General features: G+C 45.7%; 14 protein-coding genes. 12 read left to right on the forward strand and 2 right to left on the reverse strand.

Features of this window, described 5'->3' with window-relative positions:
• Positions 1-270: 270 nt before the first annotated feature.
• From MHH57_RS10535 to MHH57_RS10550, 4 genes are all read left to right on the forward strand, one after another.
• Positions 271-1,764 carry a tagaturonate reductase gene (locus MHH57_RS10535; RefSeq protein ID WP_340955290.1) on the forward strand — a complete coding sequence of 498 codons (1,494 nt, stop codon included), beginning with the start codon at positions 271-273 and terminating at the stop codon, positions 1,762-1,764.
• A 17-nt stretch (positions 1,765-1,781) separates the two neighbouring features.
• Positions 1,782-3,281 (forward strand): altronate dehydratase family protein, encoded by a 1,500-nt coding sequence (locus tag MHH57_RS10540; RefSeq protein WP_069010226.1) that lies wholly within the window; start codon positions 1,782-1,784, stop codon positions 3,279-3,281.
• 125 nt (positions 3,282-3,406) lie between these two features.
• Positions 3,407-3,853, forward strand: coding sequence for an acetyltransferase (locus MHH57_RS10545; RefSeq protein WP_029519084.1), 447 nt, complete (start codon positions 3,407-3,409; stop codon positions 3,851-3,853).
• Between the two features lie 181 nt (positions 3,854-4,034).
• Positions 4,035-4,892 (forward strand): DNA-binding protein, encoded by an 858-nt coding sequence (locus MHH57_RS10550; RefSeq protein ID WP_165147354.1) that lies wholly within the window; start codon positions 4,035-4,037, stop codon positions 4,890-4,892.
• Between the two features lie 245 nt (positions 4,893-5,137).
• Here the strand turns inward: MHH57_RS10550 and MHH57_RS10555 are convergent, their stop codons facing one another.
• Positions 5,138-6,028, reverse strand: coding sequence for a hypothetical protein (locus MHH57_RS10555; protein ID WP_029519087.1), 891 nt, complete (start codon positions 6,026-6,028; stop codon positions 5,138-5,140).
• Positions 6,029-6,281: 253 nt separating this feature from the next.
• Here MHH57_RS10555 and MHH57_RS10560 point away from each other — a divergent pair, with 253 nt between their 5' ends.
• The 6 genes from MHH57_RS10560 to MHH57_RS10585 all read left to right on the forward strand — a co-directional run bounded on the left by MHH57_RS10560 (position 6,282) and on the right by MHH57_RS10585 (position 13,531).
• Positions 6,282-7,244 (forward strand): ABC transporter permease subunit, encoded by a 963-nt coding sequence (locus MHH57_RS10560; protein ID WP_029519088.1) that lies wholly within the window; start codon positions 6,282-6,284, stop codon positions 7,242-7,244.
• 14 nt (positions 7,245-7,258) lie between these two features.
• Entirely contained in the window at positions 7,259-8,146 is an 888-nt protein-coding gene (locus MHH57_RS10565) for a carbohydrate ABC transporter permease (protein ID WP_029519089.1), read from the forward strand.
• A 26-nt stretch (positions 8,147-8,172) separates the two neighbouring features.
• Entirely contained in the window at positions 8,173-9,819 is a 1,647-nt protein-coding gene (locus tag MHH57_RS10570; RefSeq protein WP_029519090.1) for an extracellular solute-binding protein, read from the forward strand.
• A gap of 46 nt (positions 9,820-9,865) precedes the next feature.
• Positions 9,866-11,827 carry a sensor histidine kinase gene (locus MHH57_RS10575; RefSeq protein ID WP_341070762.1) on the forward strand — a complete coding sequence of 654 codons (1,962 nt, stop codon included), beginning with the start codon at positions 9,866-9,868 and terminating at the stop codon, positions 11,825-11,827.
• Complete coding sequence (locus MHH57_RS10580) at positions 11,799-12,587, forward strand: response regulator (RefSeq protein ID WP_341070763.1); 789 nt, start codon at positions 11,799-11,801, stop codon at positions 12,585-12,587. The genes MHH57_RS10575 and MHH57_RS10580 overlap by 29 nt, the downstream gene beginning before the upstream one ends.
• A gap of 131 nt (positions 12,588-12,718) precedes the next feature.
• Complete coding sequence (locus tag MHH57_RS10585) at positions 12,719-13,531, forward strand: DUF3891 family protein (RefSeq protein ID WP_069010222.1); 813 nt, start codon at positions 12,719-12,721, stop codon at positions 13,529-13,531.
• Between the two features lie 104 nt (positions 13,532-13,635).
• Here MHH57_RS10585 and MHH57_RS10590 read toward each other — a convergent pair whose 3' ends face one another.
• Positions 13,636-13,773 (reverse strand): hypothetical protein, encoded by a 138-nt coding sequence (locus tag MHH57_RS10590; protein WP_023988334.1) that lies wholly within the window; start codon positions 13,771-13,773, stop codon positions 13,636-13,638.
• A gap of 255 nt (positions 13,774-14,028) precedes the next feature.
• Between MHH57_RS10590 and MHH57_RS10595 the strand changes: the two genes are divergently transcribed.
• Both MHH57_RS10595 and glgD read left to right on the forward strand, forming a co-directional pair.
• Positions 14,029-15,174 (forward strand): glucose-1-phosphate adenylyltransferase, encoded by a 1,146-nt coding sequence (locus MHH57_RS10595; protein WP_029519096.1) that lies wholly within the window; start codon positions 14,029-14,031, stop codon positions 15,172-15,174.
• A 23-nt stretch (positions 15,175-15,197) separates the two neighbouring features.
• A complete protein-coding gene (gene glgD / locus MHH57_RS10600; RefSeq protein ID WP_029519097.1) occupies positions 15,198-16,301 on the forward strand; it encodes a glucose-1-phosphate adenylyltransferase subunit GlgD in 1,104 nt (367 codons plus the stop codon).
• Positions 16,302-16,311 lie beyond the last annotated feature (10 nt).

Here is a 16,311-nt window from a genome sequence, read left to right on the forward strand (position 1 = left end):
TTCTTGCGTCTATTCTCCTGAAAAGTATATAAGGACAAGGTCTCGGATAGGGTGATAGTTAGCCTTAACCGTCTTGGCTCAGCAGCGAAACAACAGAAAGAGGTCCATATACTTGCCGGTTGTTATGCAAAACTCTTATGTTAACGTGTTCATATTATTGTCATTATTATTTTTATAAAGTAAAAATGTTGAGAAAACTATTTTGTTAACGTGTGCATTATGCTAAAATAACGTTGAAATCATTATGGTAATAGTGGGAGGATACTCCGGATGAAAAAAGTAGATGCATTAGATCAATTAAACAGAAAAAGCTTTATCGTTACAGACCCGCATCCTGTGAGGGTGATGCAATTCGGGGAAGGGAACTTTCTGCGTGCTTTTGTAGACTGGCAATTTGACAAAATGAATAAGCTGGCAGAATGGAATACGGGAGTTGTGATTGTACAACCGCAGCCAGGAGGCCTCGTGGAGAAGCTTAACGAGCAGGATGACCTGTATACGGTTATTCTTGAAGGGATTAAGGATGGGAAGGCCATGAAGGAGCATACCGTTGTGGAGTGCGTCTCTCGTGGGATTAATCCGTACGGCTCGGACTTTTTGGAGTATGAAGCACTATCCCAAAAGCCGGAGCTGCGTTTTGTTGTGTCGAATACGACGGAAGCGGGGATCGCTTATGCCCCAGACGATCAGCTAGAAGATCGTCCGCAAAAGAGCTTCCCGGGCAAACTGGCTGCCTTTCTGTATAAGCGCTTTCAATTTTTTGGGGGCGATCAGAGCAAGGGATTGGTCATCATTCCATGCGAGCTCATCGACCGTAATGGAGACGCTCTCAAGGAAATCGTACTGAAATATGCGGACCAATGGAAGCTTGGAGCTGAGTTTATTGCATGGATAGAGGAAGCAAATACGTTCTGCAACAGTTTGGTGGATCGAATTGTACCTGGTTATCCCAAAGACCGAATTCATGAAATCCAAGCGGAATTGGGTTACAAGGACGATTTGGTTGTTGTGGGCGAACAGTATCATTTATGGGTTATTGAAGGGCCACAGTGGCTTAAAGAGGAATTACCTGCTCATTTGGCCGGATTGAATGTCCTGATTGTCGACGATATGGCGCCATATCGTACACGGAAAGTGCGTATTTTGAATGGAGCACATACGGCGCTTACACCTGTAGCTTATTTATATGACCTGGACACAGTGGGGCAGGCGGTTGAGCATGATATTATGGGCAGTTTTATCCAGTCGCTGATTCGAGAAGAAATTATTCCGACGCTGGACTCACCAGAAGCGGAATTGAATGTATATGCCGACGATGTTATTGAGCGGTTCCGTAATCCATATGTAAGTCATTATGTTATGAGTATTGCGTTGAATTCGGTGTCAAAGTTCAAGACACGGAACTTGCCATCCTTGCTCCAGTATGTAGAACAACGTAAGGAGCTGCCTGCCAAAATCGTGTTTTCACTGGCGTCCTTACTCGTATTTTACCGGGGTGATAGAAATGGCGAGTCGATTGCGTTGGCAGACGAAGCTGAAGTGTTGAGCACGTTTGGTGAACTGTGGAGTAAATATGACGGTACTCTCGCCGGGGCGAAGCAATTGACTGAGCGGGTACTCGGCAAGCAAACATGGTGGGGTCAAGATTTGAACCAGATCGAAGGGCTGGCTGAACAAACGGCACAGCACGTGTATGAAATTACAAGCAGAGGAATGAAGGAGACGCTCGATTCTCTAACCGGGAACAGCGTGCCCAGAGCATAAGCAAGGAGGAAACCGGAATGCTGGAATTCATTCAAATTCATAATCAAGATAACGTGGCTGTCGCCTTGCGTGATTACAAGCAGGGAGAAACACTGGCATGGGGAGCACAAGAAGAACAACGGGTGGAGCTAGCCGAGGATGTAGCACGTGGGCATAAAATCGCCTTGCAGGATATACCTGTAGGTGGGCATGTTCTGAAATACGGATATCCCATCGGTCATGCCATTCAGCCCATTCAGGCAGGTCAGCATGTGCATACGCATAATACGAAGACGAACCTGACAGGCGTAGAAGAGTACACTTATAAGCCTAAGCCAGCTCCTCATTTATATGAACAGGAGAGTCGTACGTTTCAAGGTTTTCGGCGAAAGGACGGTCGTGTGGGGATTCGCAATGAGTTGTGGATTGTGCCGACGGTCGGCTGTGTGAACGGGATCGCTGAACTTATTTTAAACCGTTTCAAGCAGGAAGTGGGAGATATTTCACCTTTTGAAAATGCACTTGTGCTCAAGCATAACTATGGTTGTTCTCAGTTGGGTGACGATCATGCACATACGCGCACGATTTTGATCGATGCCGTGAAACATGCGAACGCAGGTGGCGTACTTGTACTGGGTTTGGGCTGTGAAAACAATGAAATGAAAGAATTTAAGGAAGCCATCGGGGAATATGATTCGGAGCGGGTAAAGTTTTTGCTTTCCCAAGATGTGTCGGATGAAGTAGAGGAAGGGGTAAGGTTGCTTCATGAAATTTTTGCGGCCGTGCAAGAAGATCGGCGGGAACCTGTACCATTGTCTGAGCTGAACATCGGCTTGAAATGCGGTGGATCTGATGGCTTATCGGGTATTACTGCCAACCCACTACTCGGACGATTGTCGGATTATATGGCAGCGCAAGGTGGAACAACGGTATTGACAGAAGTACCTGAAATGTTCGGCGCGGAAACGATTTTAATGGAGCGCGCTGCCGATGAGCAAGTATTTGGTAAGATCGTACATCTGATTAACGATTTCAAACAATATTTTCTGGATTACAAGCAGCCAGTATACGAAAATCCGTCACCGGGCAATAAAGCAGGGGGCATTACGACGCTGGAGGATAAATCACTGGGCTGTACGCAAAAATCCGGGTCTTCCACGGTCACTGATGTCATTCAGTACGGGGAACGTCTCAAGACCAAGGGACTCAACCTGCTCAGCGCGCCGGGCAATGATCTAGTGGCATCTTCAGCTCTCGCCGCAGCGGGCTGCCAACTCGTCATTTTCACAACTGGACGCGGTACGCCGTTTGGCTCCTTTGTTCCGACGATGAAGGTATCAACCAACTCGCCGTTATATAAGGCTAAACCTCATTGGATCGACTATAACGCCGGTTCATTGGTGGAGGATGTCAGTATGGAAGATGCGCTCCGCAACTTTGTCGATTACATCGTCGATGTAGCCAGCGGAACATGGGTGAACAATGAGAAAAACAATTTCAGGGAGCTCGCTATTTTTAAAAACGGTGTTACGTTGTAAAAGGCTGTAGTCTAAGGGAGGCGGAATTACTCCGCTTCCTTTTTTGTGTTTGTATGCTTCTAAATAGGCATGTTAGACTTACTGCAAAACATGCAATATCGATATTTAAATAAGGGGGAAGTACCGTGCAAAATGAAATTGTTGCTTATCGGGAAGAAAATCATGATCAACTCGTTGATATTTGGCAGCGGGCTGTACGCCGGACGCACACATTTTTGGCGGAAGAGGACATTCAATTTTATCATCATATCGTACGCAATGGTGTTTTAAGAGAACTTGAAGTTTGGATGGAATGGAATACAAGTCAAGAACCAACAGGTTTTATCGGGCTGGACGGATTAAAAATAGAGATGCTGTTTGTGGACCCTGAACACCATGGGCAGGGCATAGGCAGCCGACTCATCCAGCATGCTGAAAAAATAAAAGGGAAACACCTAAAAGTGGACGTGAATGAGCAGAACGAGAAAGCGTATGCTTTCTACAGACATTACGGCTTTGTACAAACGGCGCGTTCTGCACTGGATGGATCAGGTAGGGCATTTCCTTTGCTTCACATGGAATTGAACAAGTGAACGATCTACTTTCGTTGGTATTTTAAAAATGGAATATATTATCATAATGCACTTGTCATATGTTTGAATTCATGGTATAACTTAATTACGTAATAAATACGTAATTAAGTTATTTTTAGTTAAGGTTTAGAGCTTGCTTTTGTTTGGTGAATATAAAAAGTCAGACAAGGAGGCGGGAATAGTGGATGATCTTGTTCACTCCGACATCACAGATCTAGACACACTTGTCAACATGATTAAGCTGTCTTTTTCATTTGCGGACGGTGCCAATATGATTGCTTTATGCGACCGGCTGTATAGCCATGTCAACCAAAAGTATCAGGAATTGCAGCTCTACAAAGCGCGCAAGAAACCTATACAACCCATACATACCAAACGGCCGCTAGTCTACTACTACGGCTACAGTCATCTCATGAAAGGCATGGCTTTCCAAAAACAGGGCAAGTATGAGGCCGCTCGCGATTGCATCGAAAAATATGCAGAATTGGGCTGGTTTAATGGTCTTGATCAATATGGGGAAGCAGAGGTGGAATATTACCGCTATGCTGCCAGAGCTAATTTGTATGCCCTTGATATTTTGTCAGGCCATGCCGAAGTGTTGCAGGAATATATCCAATTTCTTCGTAACAATCCGGAAGAGCTGTTACCGGGGCTTCTTTCCATCGTTGAGGGAGCGTCGAGATACGACTATTCTTTAGAGGCTGTGCTGGAATCATTTGCCGAACAAATTGAAGGTTTTAAATATTTTGAAGAGCCTGTGAATGTATCTTATTATTTTCGCTTCTGCTATCAACTGGCTCTTTACTATATCAAGCAACAACAGTTTACGGTTGCGTTGGGCTATATCCTGCAATCTCTCATGCTGTCCGATACCCTGGGTATGGAACATGAACATGAGTTTAGGAAATGTACCGCTGTATTTGAAATTTTCAGATCCCAAGCTACAGCAACACAGCAAGACCAATATATAACTATTTTAAAAGGAGTGTTAAAGGATGAAAAAATTGATTTCACGCCCTCTGTCGCTCAGTCTGTTTAGTTTGCTAGTGTTTGTTACAAGTCATGATCTCATCACGGTGTTTTATCATGGAGCCAATCATTAAGAAGGCAGAAGTACAGTAGAAAATTAGTTGTTTTAACAGGTAGGTAGTTGATTGGAAAATATGATGTGGAAGTACACCCAATAGCAAGTAAGCTCATTAAGGTCAGGGCTTACTTGCTATTTGGCGTATGATGAAGACCGATCATACCGTATATATAACGCGGTACATGTCCCAACAATATTTAAGCTGTCGTAGGTTTATGTAGTAAACCCTGTTCTGATGGATGCAATGAAATCCTTGTCTGTTGGTAAACCGGGAATGGTTCTTCCGTACTGTATGATCTGCTTTTTAACGCTGCATCCAGTGCCCGTAGCAAGGAACCTATAAATTGCTCTGGAGAAAAGAAAATGCTTTTTCCGACCATATGAATGTGAAGCTCGTTATGGTCACGGTTGCTTACGGACAGCAATATACCTTGACCTTGAAAACCCGTACCGATGGCGCGTATTTTGTTTATACCCGAGAGTAACATTTCCGTCTTCACCGCACGCCCCTGTTCCTCCACAAATACAGAAATCAGGCGTTTGTCTGTAACGATAACAATTTGGTTACCCCGAAATGTATGACTCAGGTGTAGAAAATCTTTATATACACCAATAGTCTGCTCATGCGGAGAAACAATCCCCATCCGTACAAACTCCTCCAGCTCAGTGACATCGGGTTCCTGATGATTTTTAATTCGTTTTTTGATACTGAACTGAATAGTCAGGATACCCAAGATAGCAATGAGAAAAGCACTAAGTCGGACGTTAAATATAAAGAACATCAGGACAATAAGGCCGCCTACTAACCACTGTCCCCAAGTTAGATAGCGCAGCTTTTGTTGTACCGTACGGCGATAATAACCGTAGCCCTTTCCCGGTTGATACTCTTTAGTAAACTTCGTCATACCACGCATCATGGTTAACCCATAGATTGATAAGACTGTCATCCCGAGTGACAGGAGCGTCATAAGCCATTCCTGAGCTGCAATGCCAACTAAAGTACACAGACCAAACATGATGAGCCCCGCCCAGCAAGCAAACTTTTTAATTCGAACCTGTTTCTGAATCGAACGAACCAATTCTTCCATTCTTAATCCTCCTGATCTAGGTATATAGGTAATGATTGGAATCACATATAGTCTTATCGTACCATCTGATAGTCTTTTTCGTAAATTAATAGATGTAAAAATCCAAAGTATGGAAGAAAATTCTCGCCTATAGTCAGATTCCCACCTGAACTTTAGATACCAAAATCAAAAAATCCAGTACTACTCATACGAAGCAGAAGCCTTTAAAATAATAAATGTAAGTGCTTACATTACAAAGAAAGGAGGTCTTCGTATGAGTACAGGAGGGAAAAATCCGCAGCCACAGCCGCCGGTTCGATCGGGAAGAGGAGCATCACTAGCGCGCAAATGGGTTCAACAAAGACATTTGCAGACTATGGCGCTGCTTGGGGTGGTATGGATGATTATTTTCCATTACATTCCGATGTACGGTATTTTAATTGCGTTCAAACATTTTGACATCATTGGAACCATATCAAGCGCACCTTGGGCAGGGTTAGAGCATTTTCGGGCCTTTTTGGAGGATGATAACTTTTGGTACATTGTCAAAAACACACTGGGCATTAGCCTGCTCAAGCTGGCGATCGGGTTTCCGTTACCTATTGTATTTGCTCTGTTTCTGAATGAGATTCGGTCTACACGGTTCAAAAAATCTATTCAGACCATTTCGTACCTTCCGCACTTTTTATCTTGGGTCATTCTTGGCGGGATCTTAACGACGTGGCTGGCAGATACCGGGATGATCAATCAACTGTTGCTAGCCTGGGGGTGGATTGACCAGCCGATCAGTTATTTGGCAGAGCCGAGCTATTTTTGGGCTATCGTCGTTAGCTCGGATATCTGGAAAGAGCTTGGATGGTCAGCTATTATCTATTTGGCAGCCATGGCGGGGGTATCTACGGACATGTACGAAGCGGCCACCATTGACGGGGCCGGACGGTTTCAGAAAATGTGGTACGTCACACTTCCCGCTATCAAGGGGACCATATCCATTTTGTTTATTTTGGCGGTCAGCGGCATATTGAACTCCAACTTCGATCAAATTCTCGTCCTGCGTAACTCGCTGAATGAAAGTGCAAGTAATGTAGTTGATATTTATGTATATCAGGTGGGCATTCAGCAGGGCCGTTTCTCGTATTCTACCGCGGTGGGTTTGCTGAAATCGGTTCTTGCTCTCATTTTGCTGCTAATTGCCAATTCGGTGACCAAACGGGTGAATAATACATCCCTATTTTGAAGGAGGACGGGTGCATGCAGCTATTGCAACGTAGAACAGCAGGCGAAGCGATATTCGATTTCATGAACAACGTCTTCATGCTGATCATTTGTTTTGTGACATTGTATCCCGTGTGGTATGTGCTGGTGAACTCCTTTAACGAAGGAGCAGACGCTATGCGGGGTGGCATTTACTGGTGGCCGAGAGTCTTCAGTCTGGGCAGCTATCAGGCCGTATTTGCTAACAACGGTATTATGACTGCGATGGGAGTGACTATTGCCAAGACGCTTATCGGCACGATTGTTCATGTGTTTTTTACCGCTATGATTGCATATGCATATTCCCGTAAGGAGCTGATCGGGCGCAAGCTGTATATGCTGATTGGTACCATTACCCTGTTTTTCGGTGGGGGATTGATTCCAACGTATTTGCTGATTCGTGATCTCGGACTGCTGGACAGCTTTTGGGTGTACATCATTCCTGCGATGTTCAGCTTTTTTGATCTTATTATTTTTATGGCTTTTTTCCGAGAACTGCCGGATGCACTGGAAGAGGCGGCGAAAATAGACGGTGCGAATGATTTCGGTATCTTCTGCCGAATCGTGCTCCCTGTATCCATGCCGGTAGTAGCGACGATTGCGTTGTTTCATGGGGTATACCAGTGGAACGATTATTTTACCGGAATGATCTATATTAATAATACGGATCTTCAGCCGATTCAGACGTATTTGTACCGGGTTGTTGCCCAATCCAGCTCTAATCAAATGATGGCTGCTGCACCGGGGGGCGTTGCCCAGTCCGTCACTTCGCAATCGATCAAGCTGGCGACGATGGTCGTGACGACACTGCCCATTGTACTGGTATATCCTTTTCTGCAGAAGTATTTCGTCAAGGGTCTGATGATCGGATCGATCAAGGGTTAGCACATCATCCAAGGGGGAGATTTATGATGAACATTCGCAAATGGCAGAAAGGGCTGTTGGCCGTCGTGCTGCTGATAGGACCGCTCGCGGGGTGTACGTCCGGTGGAAGTGGCGCTGTCACGGAATTGAAGGACGAGAAAACTAAGGCTTCGGCAGATACGCCAGGCTGGAAGGCGGATACAGAGCCGATTACGTTTGACTGGTATTTGAATTTTTCCTGGTTCCCGAACAAGTGGGGAACGGATATGACCTCGAAGTATGTGACGCAAAAGACTGGGGTCAGCGTTAATTTTATCGTACCCGCAGGGAATGAAAATGAAAAACTGAATACCATGCTCGCCTCGGGCAAACTGCCTGATTTTGTCACGCTCAGTTGGGGGGAAGATGCGATCAAAAAAATGATCGAGGGCAAGATGGTGCTCCCACTTAACAAGTTGGCTGAGAAATATGATCCATATCTGATTAAAGTGGCAGACCCAGCTAAAATGTCATGGTATCGTCAAACGGACGGGAATGTATATGGGTATCCTAACGCGTCCTCTTCACCACAGGATTACCAAAAATACGGCCAAAATTTTGTCTCCAATCAAACGTTTATGGTTCGGAAGGATATGTACGAGGCGATTGGCAAGCCGGATATGAGAACACCAGAGGGATTCCTGAAAGCGCTTCAAAAAGCAAAGGAGAAATTCCCGGAGATAAACGGTCAACCGCTGATCCCGATAGGGTTCCACGAATTTACGGATAACGGAAATTATTCTTTTGAAGACTATTTACTTAATTTTTTAGCCGTTCCACATGAGAAGGACGGAAAGCTGTACGACCGTCGATCGGACGAAGAGTACATTCGCTGGCTCAAAACATTCCGTCAAGCCAATGAGCAGGGTCTGATCGCCAAGGACGTATTTATCGACAAACGTCCGCAAATGGAGGAGAAGGTGGCACAGGGACGGTATTTTGCCATGCTATATCAGCGCTCTGATTTTGCTACACAACAGGTGACGTTGCATGCGAAAGATCCCAACTCCGTCTACATTGCGGTGGATGGACCTTCCAACAGTAAGCTGGACCCGCCGACGCTGGCCGGGCCGGGCATTTCCGGGTGGACGGTGACGCTTATTTCGAAGGATGTCAAAGACAAGGAGCGGGCTATTGAATTTCTGACTTATCTGATTAGCGAGGAAGGGAATCGTGATCTGTATCTAGGGGAGCAGGGAAAGCTGTGGGACACAGTTAACGGTAAGCCAGCCTTCAAGCCGGAGGTACTGGAGCTGCTGAACAAGGATCGGTCTGCATTTGACAAAAAGTATGGCGCCTCCTTCACTTTCTGGATGCTGATGGATACAAATATGAATTTGCAGTGGGCGCCGCCCAGTGTCGAGCCGTATAAGCAGCCTGAAGATTGGACGAAAGGCAAGACCCACAGTTTCTCTCAATATGAGAATATCAAACCGACCGGAACCTCGGCAGAAGGCATTGCGTCAGGCCAGATAGACAAAATTTGGGGCAAGGCATTACCGAAACTGTTGCTGGCTTCCTCGGATGAGGAGTTCGATCGGCTGTTTGCCCGCTTTTTGGAAGACCGCAGAAAAGCAGGCTATGACAAGGTATTGGCTTATCAGCAAAAAGCCTATGAGGAAAACCTTAAGAAAATTGAACAGTTCACCAAATGATTTAATTCAATAACTTAATCTATTGAACCCCTAAGGATGTGATTACATGCCAGGCCGTGCACGTTCACAGATGAAGAGCCTGCTGCGCCGCACGATATGGCAGTGGATGACGGGAACGACCGATCGGCTTGGCGGTTGTTCCCTTCAAGTTAAGCTCATTGTCGCGTATATCGGCGTCATTTTAATCCCGGTGGTATTGTTCTCGCTATATACCTTTCACCAACTGTACGAGAATACAATGAAAGACATTACCGTACAAAATCAGTATGTGTTGGATACAGAGCTGGCCCATATTCATAGCAATATGGAAATTATGGAGCGAACCGCACAGCTTGCGGTCTCAGATCGCAACGTGCTTCATTATCTAACCGAGGAACGTGAAATAAGCAGCGATGAGCTAGTCCAATTCAACTTGAATGTGTTTCCAAATTTACAGCACTTGCTGTACAGTAATCCCAATGTAGAGAACATTCGACTGTATACCAATAATCCCCAGACGCATGAAATATGGCCGATGATTTTCAAAGAATCACGATTGCCTAAGGCTTCCTGGCTGAAAGCGGCTCAACTCCGACAAGGGAAAATATGGTGGGATATGTACAAGGGGCCGAAAAGCTTACTTGGGGGACAATCCCGCCAGGAAAGTGAGACAGTGCAGTATATGGCACTGCTGCGTGAAATTCAGTCTACTGGAGGAAGACACGCGGGGTTGGTAGAAACAAATATGAGGCTGGAGCTATTTTCACCTAGGGTATTTGGAATCCCGCAACGTAATCGCGCATGGCAAATGTTCATTCTGAACGGCGGGGATTCCATCTCAAACGGTGGAAAATTAGTGTCTTCTACCGATATAGCTACAGCTTCCTTTCAACCTGATCCCATTCCGATCCCTCTGTCCCATGTGCACCATCTGTTACAGTCCCGCGTTCAGGGACAGGGTGGTGTTTTTGACTTTACCTATGGGAATAAGCCTTATCTTGGTTTGTATCGTTATATAGAAGGGTTGGACGCCTACCTGCTAAATGTGGTGGCGCTGGACGGTCCGCTGGGTGATCTCCGTCAGAAACGCAATGCTATGCTGCTCATTATTAGTATGCTGATTTTGTTTATGTCCGTCATTTCCTATACCTTGCATGCCTTCATTCTCAAGCAGCTACATACCCTGCGTGAATCCATGAAAAAAGTAGAGCAGGAGGGTGACTTTCAGCTTAAGATTCCAGTATATGGACGGGGAGAAGTGGCTGAGCTGGCTTTATATTTTCGCAGTCTGCTGAGTCGAATTAACGGGCTCATTGCCGAGGCAGTACACAAGCAGGCCACTGCTCAAGAAGCTGAACTGCTAGCGCTCAAGCATCAGATTGATTCCCACTTTCTCTATAATACATTGGAAAATTTAAAAATGATGGCGGAGATAGAACGGCAGTACCCGCTGTCGGATGCCCTTACCTCCCTTGGCTCGATGATGCGTTATAATCTCCAATGGTCCGGGTCGTGTGTTACGTTGCGGGATGAAATCCGACATATCCAGCATTACGTGGCCATCATGAACATTCGCCACGATAACCAAATTGGATTGGAAATTCATCTATCGTCGGCGTTTATGGAACTGGAGATGCTGAAAATGTCGCTGCAGCCTGTAGTCGAAAATGCTATCAAGCACGGGTGGAGTACATTGCAAAGCCCATTCAGCATCACGATTGAAGCCTGCTCTAAGCAGGATATCATAGAATTGCGTATACAGGATAACGGAGTGGGGATCTCTGAAGAAAGAAGAAACGCCATCATGGCTGGTCTAGCGCGAACGGATATGGATTCCCTCGAGCCCGGGATGAATGGGGGAATCGGTTTGTATAATGTGCATCGCCGTTTAAGTATGCAGTATGGCGCAGAGTATGGCATAAGACTGGACAGCATCCACGGACAATCGACGACAGTGACCCTGATTTTGCCTAGACGTTACATGATGAGGGGGACGGACCATGACGACCAAGCTGTTGATTGCGGATGACGAGAAAAATATTCGAATGGGACTTCAAGCTATGATCGAACGGGAATTTTCCGGTCTCTATGAATGTGTACTGGTCAAGGACGGAAGGGAAGCCTGGCAGCATGTGAAGCAGTTTTTGCCCGAGTTGGTGATAACGGATATCCGTATGCCTATTATGGATGGCATTATGCTGATGCAGCATATTCGTGAGCTGGAGCCGGAACGCAGGCCGTTGGTGATCATTCTCAGTGGATATGACGAGTTTCAGTATGCGCGCGAAGCGATTCGCTGTGGGGCACGGGAGTATTTACTCAAGCCGATCGTAAGGGAGGAACTGTTCGGTGCGCTGGCAGTTTTGAATGAGGAATTGAAGGAGAGGAACCCCCTCACATACGATAGTGTTGTCGGCGTAGAGAAAGATAGACTAGCTGGCGCGAGTGCCAACGTCGATAGAAGTGGTAGTATGACACGTGCTATCCAATATATCCACGCTCATTACAGCGAGGATTTGAATATGGCAGTAGTATCCAACTCAGTATCCTTGAATTATACGTATTTTAGTCAGGCGTTCAAAGCTTATACAGGCCTCAGCTTTGTTCAATATGTAAAAAGGCTGCGCATTACAGAAGCCAAAAAGCTGCTGGAGTGTCAAGGGGGCAGGATCTATGAAATTGCGGCTAACGTGGGCTTTGACAATGCAAAGCACTTTAACAAAGTGTTTCGTGAGCTGGAGGGGATGAGCCCGCAGCAGTTTCGAGTGCAGAATCAAAGGGGTAATTAGATATAAAGAGGGGGAAAACTCCACTGCCTTTTTACCCTTATCCTGATATAATAAACGTATGCATAACCATGACCTTCAATCAGAGAGTTTGTACACAATCACACGAATCGCCGAACGGAAGGGGAGAGCATATGGTTATTTATGAAACGGACCAAGCTTATATCATGACGACGCAGCATGACCATGCCCATATTTCAGGTGAGTTGGCTTTACAATGGGAAGAGAGTGCCTTCAAGAATAGACGTCATAAGCAGGATTTTGTATATGCAGCAAGGGAGCATGATCGGGGTTGGATACAGTTAGACGCTGCTCCTTTCTGGAATGATCATATGTCAGCACCTTATACATTTATTGATTTTCCACTCAGTCCACGTTTTGTTTTCTATCGTCTTGGGATTGATGAAGTCGAACAAGGAAACACGTATGCTGCGTTGCTGTGTAGCTTGATGTACAAGGAGCTAGTCGGGCGGACCGAGCATCAAAATGCTCAGGACAAGCAGATTACGCATGCTTATCAGGAAGCGGAGGAACAGCGTCGTCTGAGGCTCAAACAGGAGCTGGCATGTGGCGTAACCTTCGACCATCAAGTGCGGACGGATGTACGGAGAATGTTGTTTTGCGACGAATTGAGTCTGTTTTTGTGCAGTCGAGAGCCGGGTACGCCTACAGTAGAATATGAATGGTTTGCTGAAGGTTTGAGCTTCCCGGCTGTTCGTCATGAAAGCGGGCGAGTTTGGGCCGAGTGGCTATCGGATCAGACTGTAGGTCTCTCCTTTTTTCCTTTCAAGGGCAAGGTAGGGATTACTCATACCTTTAAAAAGGTGGACAAGGAGAAAATTCGTACCTTCGGTCTCCTAGAGGCTTACCGTTCTTCCGAATGGACGCATCGAACCTTTACCGTTGAACATATCATGGAAGTAGAAGAACATAAGGAGAATGCCTGACCGTCTACGGATACAGCCTCGAACAATAATTTGTTTGTAGACGCAGAGAAAAGCCTCCCTGAACCATGATTCAGAGAGGCTCGCTTTTTTCTAGCTTTAACATTTTACGATTTTGCAGAGGTTTTCGCACGATTGACAATAGTCTGTACCTTATTCAATACCTTATCGCGTGCCCCTTTATTTTTCATCAGATACGTCACACCCATTCCCAATGCTGCTACCACCCATTTCTTATTCTTCATAAAGTACGCCTCCTTATGATCATGTTGTCATACCCAAATGCTTAAAAGCATCCAAAATGTGAAAAGATGAACGGGATTTTACGATTTAGTGATTCCTTGCACTCGTTCCGCATAACTATGATTTACCCTTCTCCATCACATCTTACCCGTTCCTTCGCCAATGAAACGATTACGACTGTCTTTTCATGTTTAATGGATATTATCAAATATCCCGCCACAATGGCTTCAGACGCACATGACAGGGAGGTCTTTGTTATGAGAAAGAAGGAAGTGGTTGCCATGCTGCTCGCCGGCGGACAAGGCAAAAGACTCAAAGGACTTACCCGTACACTAGCCAAACCGGCAGTATTTTTTGGGGGAACTTACCGCATTATTGATTTCCCTCTCAGCAATTGCACTCATTCTGGTATAGACACCGTAGGCGTATTGACCCAATACGAGCCGTTGGTGCTTCATTCCTATATCGGCGTAGGCAGCGACTGGGATTTGGATCGTCTGGATGGAGGAGTGTTCGTTTTACCTCCGCACGAGAAAGAAGATGGAAACAACTGGTACAGGGGCACGGCGGATGCAATTTATCGAAACCTGCATTTCTTGGATCAGTATGACCCGGAGCATGTACTCATTCTGTCAGGGGATCACATTTATAAAATGGACTACAGTCGAATGCTCCACTATCACAAGGAGAAGGAAGCAGACTGCACCATTTCTGTTATCAATGTCACGATTCAGGAAGCTAAACGATTTGGAATCCTGAACGCTGACGATGATCTGAAAATATATGACTTTGAGGAGAAGCCTGAACAGCCGAAAAGTACATTGGCCTCCATGGGTATTTATTTGTTCAAATGGGAGGTGTTGCGTCGCTATTTACTGGAAAGCGCAAGCGATTCTGAATCCTCACATGATTTTGGCAAGGATATCATTCCATTGTTGCTTCAGCATGGCCGGTCGCTGTATGCGTACCCGTTTGCTGGGTACTGGAAGGATGTAGGTACCATTCAGAGCTTGTGGGAGTCCAACATGGATCTTCTGGTTCAGGATCCGCCTTTGGATCTGAACGATCCTTTCTGGCGCATCTATACTCGCAGCCCCAATCAACCGGCCCAGTATATAACCCAACGGGCGATCCTCAAAAACAGCATTGTAAATGAAGGTTGCATGGTGGATGGAGAAGTAAGGCATTCTGTACTATTTTATGGGGTCGAAGTAGGTGAAGGGAGCGTCATTACCGATTCTGTCATCATGCCGAACGTAAAAATTGGGCGCAATGTACGTATTCACCGGGCTATCGTGAATGAGAACATCGTTATTGAAGACAACGCGTTTATTGGACCTGAAGATAGTTCTGATGAGATTATTTTGTTCGATCAGGAAAGCCAGCTTCATGCACGAATTTAACCCGGATAAGGACGGTGTCTGCTATGAGTCGACTCATTGGAGTTATCAACCTGGATCACGAACTGGATCAGTTGAAGGAGTTGACCTATTTCCGGTGCGGGGCCGCAGTCCCCTTTGCTAGTCGATATCGGCTCATTGATTTTACCTTATCCAATATGATGCATGCAGGGGTGCATGATATTGCACTGTTTATCCGCCGCAAATACCGTTCGCTGCTGGATCATCTGGGCGAAGGTCGGCCTTGGGATTTAGACCGCAGACGGGGCGGGTTGTTTATTTTGCCACCGGACTGGAATGATCCGACGGATGCATCGCGTGGAGATTTGCAGCATGTGCACAACAATCTGGATTTTTTTCATCGCTCATCGGGGCAAACCATTATTCACGCAGGAACTCAGCATGTCAATAAGGTGGATATCGAGGATGTATACCGTTATCATCAGGAGAAAAATGCAGATGTTACCCTTGTATATAAACCCATAGACCAGCTAGAATCTGAGCATGATCCTTGTGCACGACTGGAGATTGATGAGAACGGACGAGTGACGGGTATTCATCAGGAGCAGGATCATCATAACATTTATTTGGAAATGTTTGTGATGGACAAAGACTTGTATCTGGATCAGGTGAAGCATTGCATTGCCCATCAGGATAATCATTTCTTTCGTGATGCCATCCAGAAAAACCCAAGTGGACTGCGTATTTATGCGTATCGTTATGAAGGTTATCATGCGGTTATTAATTCTATTGAGAGCTACTATAAAAATAGCATGAAGCTGTTGGATCAGCAGCAGTATCAAGCCCTGTTTCAGAATCAGCCGGTACACACCAAAATCAAGTATGAAGCCCCGACCCGCTATACGCACAGCGCCGAGGTGGATCATTCACTTGTTGCCAATGGCTGCACCATTGGAGGCAAGGTCGAGAATAGTATTCTTTTCCGTGGAGTGCGGGTGGAGGAGGGCGCGCGGGTAAGCAACTCGATTATTATGCAAAAATGTGTCATCCGTAAAGGGGCAGTTGTGGAGAATGTGGTTTTAGATAAAGATGTACAGCTTTCACCAGATCGAACTCTGATTGGAGACATTAGAGTTCCCTATGTCATTGCCAAGAATAGCGTAATTTAAAGGATATACT

Origin of the sequence: Paenibacillus sp. FSL H7-0442, from assembly GCF_038593105.1 — a bacterium.
Taxonomy (GTDB): domain Bacteria; phylum Bacillota; class Bacilli; order Paenibacillales; family Paenibacillaceae; genus Paenibacillus; species Paenibacillus polymyxa_D.

Bases quoted from the DNA above. Each gene is read 5' to 3' on its own strand.
- MHH57_RS10535 (WP_340955290.1), top strand. From the start codon at position 271: ATGAAAAAAGTAGATGCATTAGATCAATTAAACAGAAAAAGCTTTATC.
- MHH57_RS10540 (WP_069010226.1), top strand. From the start codon at position 1,782: ATGCTGGAATTCATTCAAATTCATAATCAAGATAACGTGGCTGTCGCC.
- MHH57_RS10555 (WP_029519087.1), bottom strand. From the start codon at position 6,028: ATGGAAGAATTGGTTCGTTCGATTCAGAAACAGGTTCGAATTAAAAAG.
- MHH57_RS10560 (WP_029519088.1), top strand. From the start codon at position 6,282: ATGAGTACAGGAGGGAAAAATCCGCAGCCACAGCCGCCGGTTCGATCG.
- MHH57_RS10565 (WP_029519089.1), top strand. From the start codon at position 7,259: ATGCAGCTATTGCAACGTAGAACAGCAGGCGAAGCGATATTCGATTTC.
- MHH57_RS10570 (WP_029519090.1), top strand. From the start codon at position 8,173: ATGAACATTCGCAAATGGCAGAAAGGGCTGTTGGCCGTCGTGCTGCTG.
- MHH57_RS10575 (WP_341070762.1), top strand. From the start codon at position 9,866: ATGCCAGGCCGTGCACGTTCACAGATGAAGAGCCTGCTGCGCCGCACG.
- MHH57_RS10580 (WP_341070763.1), top strand. From the start codon at position 11,799: ATGACGACCAAGCTGTTGATTGCGGATGACGAGAAAAATATTCGAATG.
- MHH57_RS10585 (WP_069010222.1), top strand. From the start codon at position 12,719: ATGGTTATTTATGAAACGGACCAAGCTTATATCATGACGACGCAGCAT.
- MHH57_RS10590 (WP_023988334.1), bottom strand. From the start codon at position 13,773: ATGAAGAATAAGAAATGGGTGGTAGCAGCATTGGGAATGGGTGTGACG.
- MHH57_RS10595 (WP_029519096.1), top strand. From the start codon at position 14,029: ATGAGAAAGAAGGAAGTGGTTGCCATGCTGCTCGCCGGCGGACAAGGC.
- glgD (WP_029519097.1), top strand. From the start codon at position 15,198: ATGAGTCGACTCATTGGAGTTATCAACCTGGATCACGAACTGGATCAG.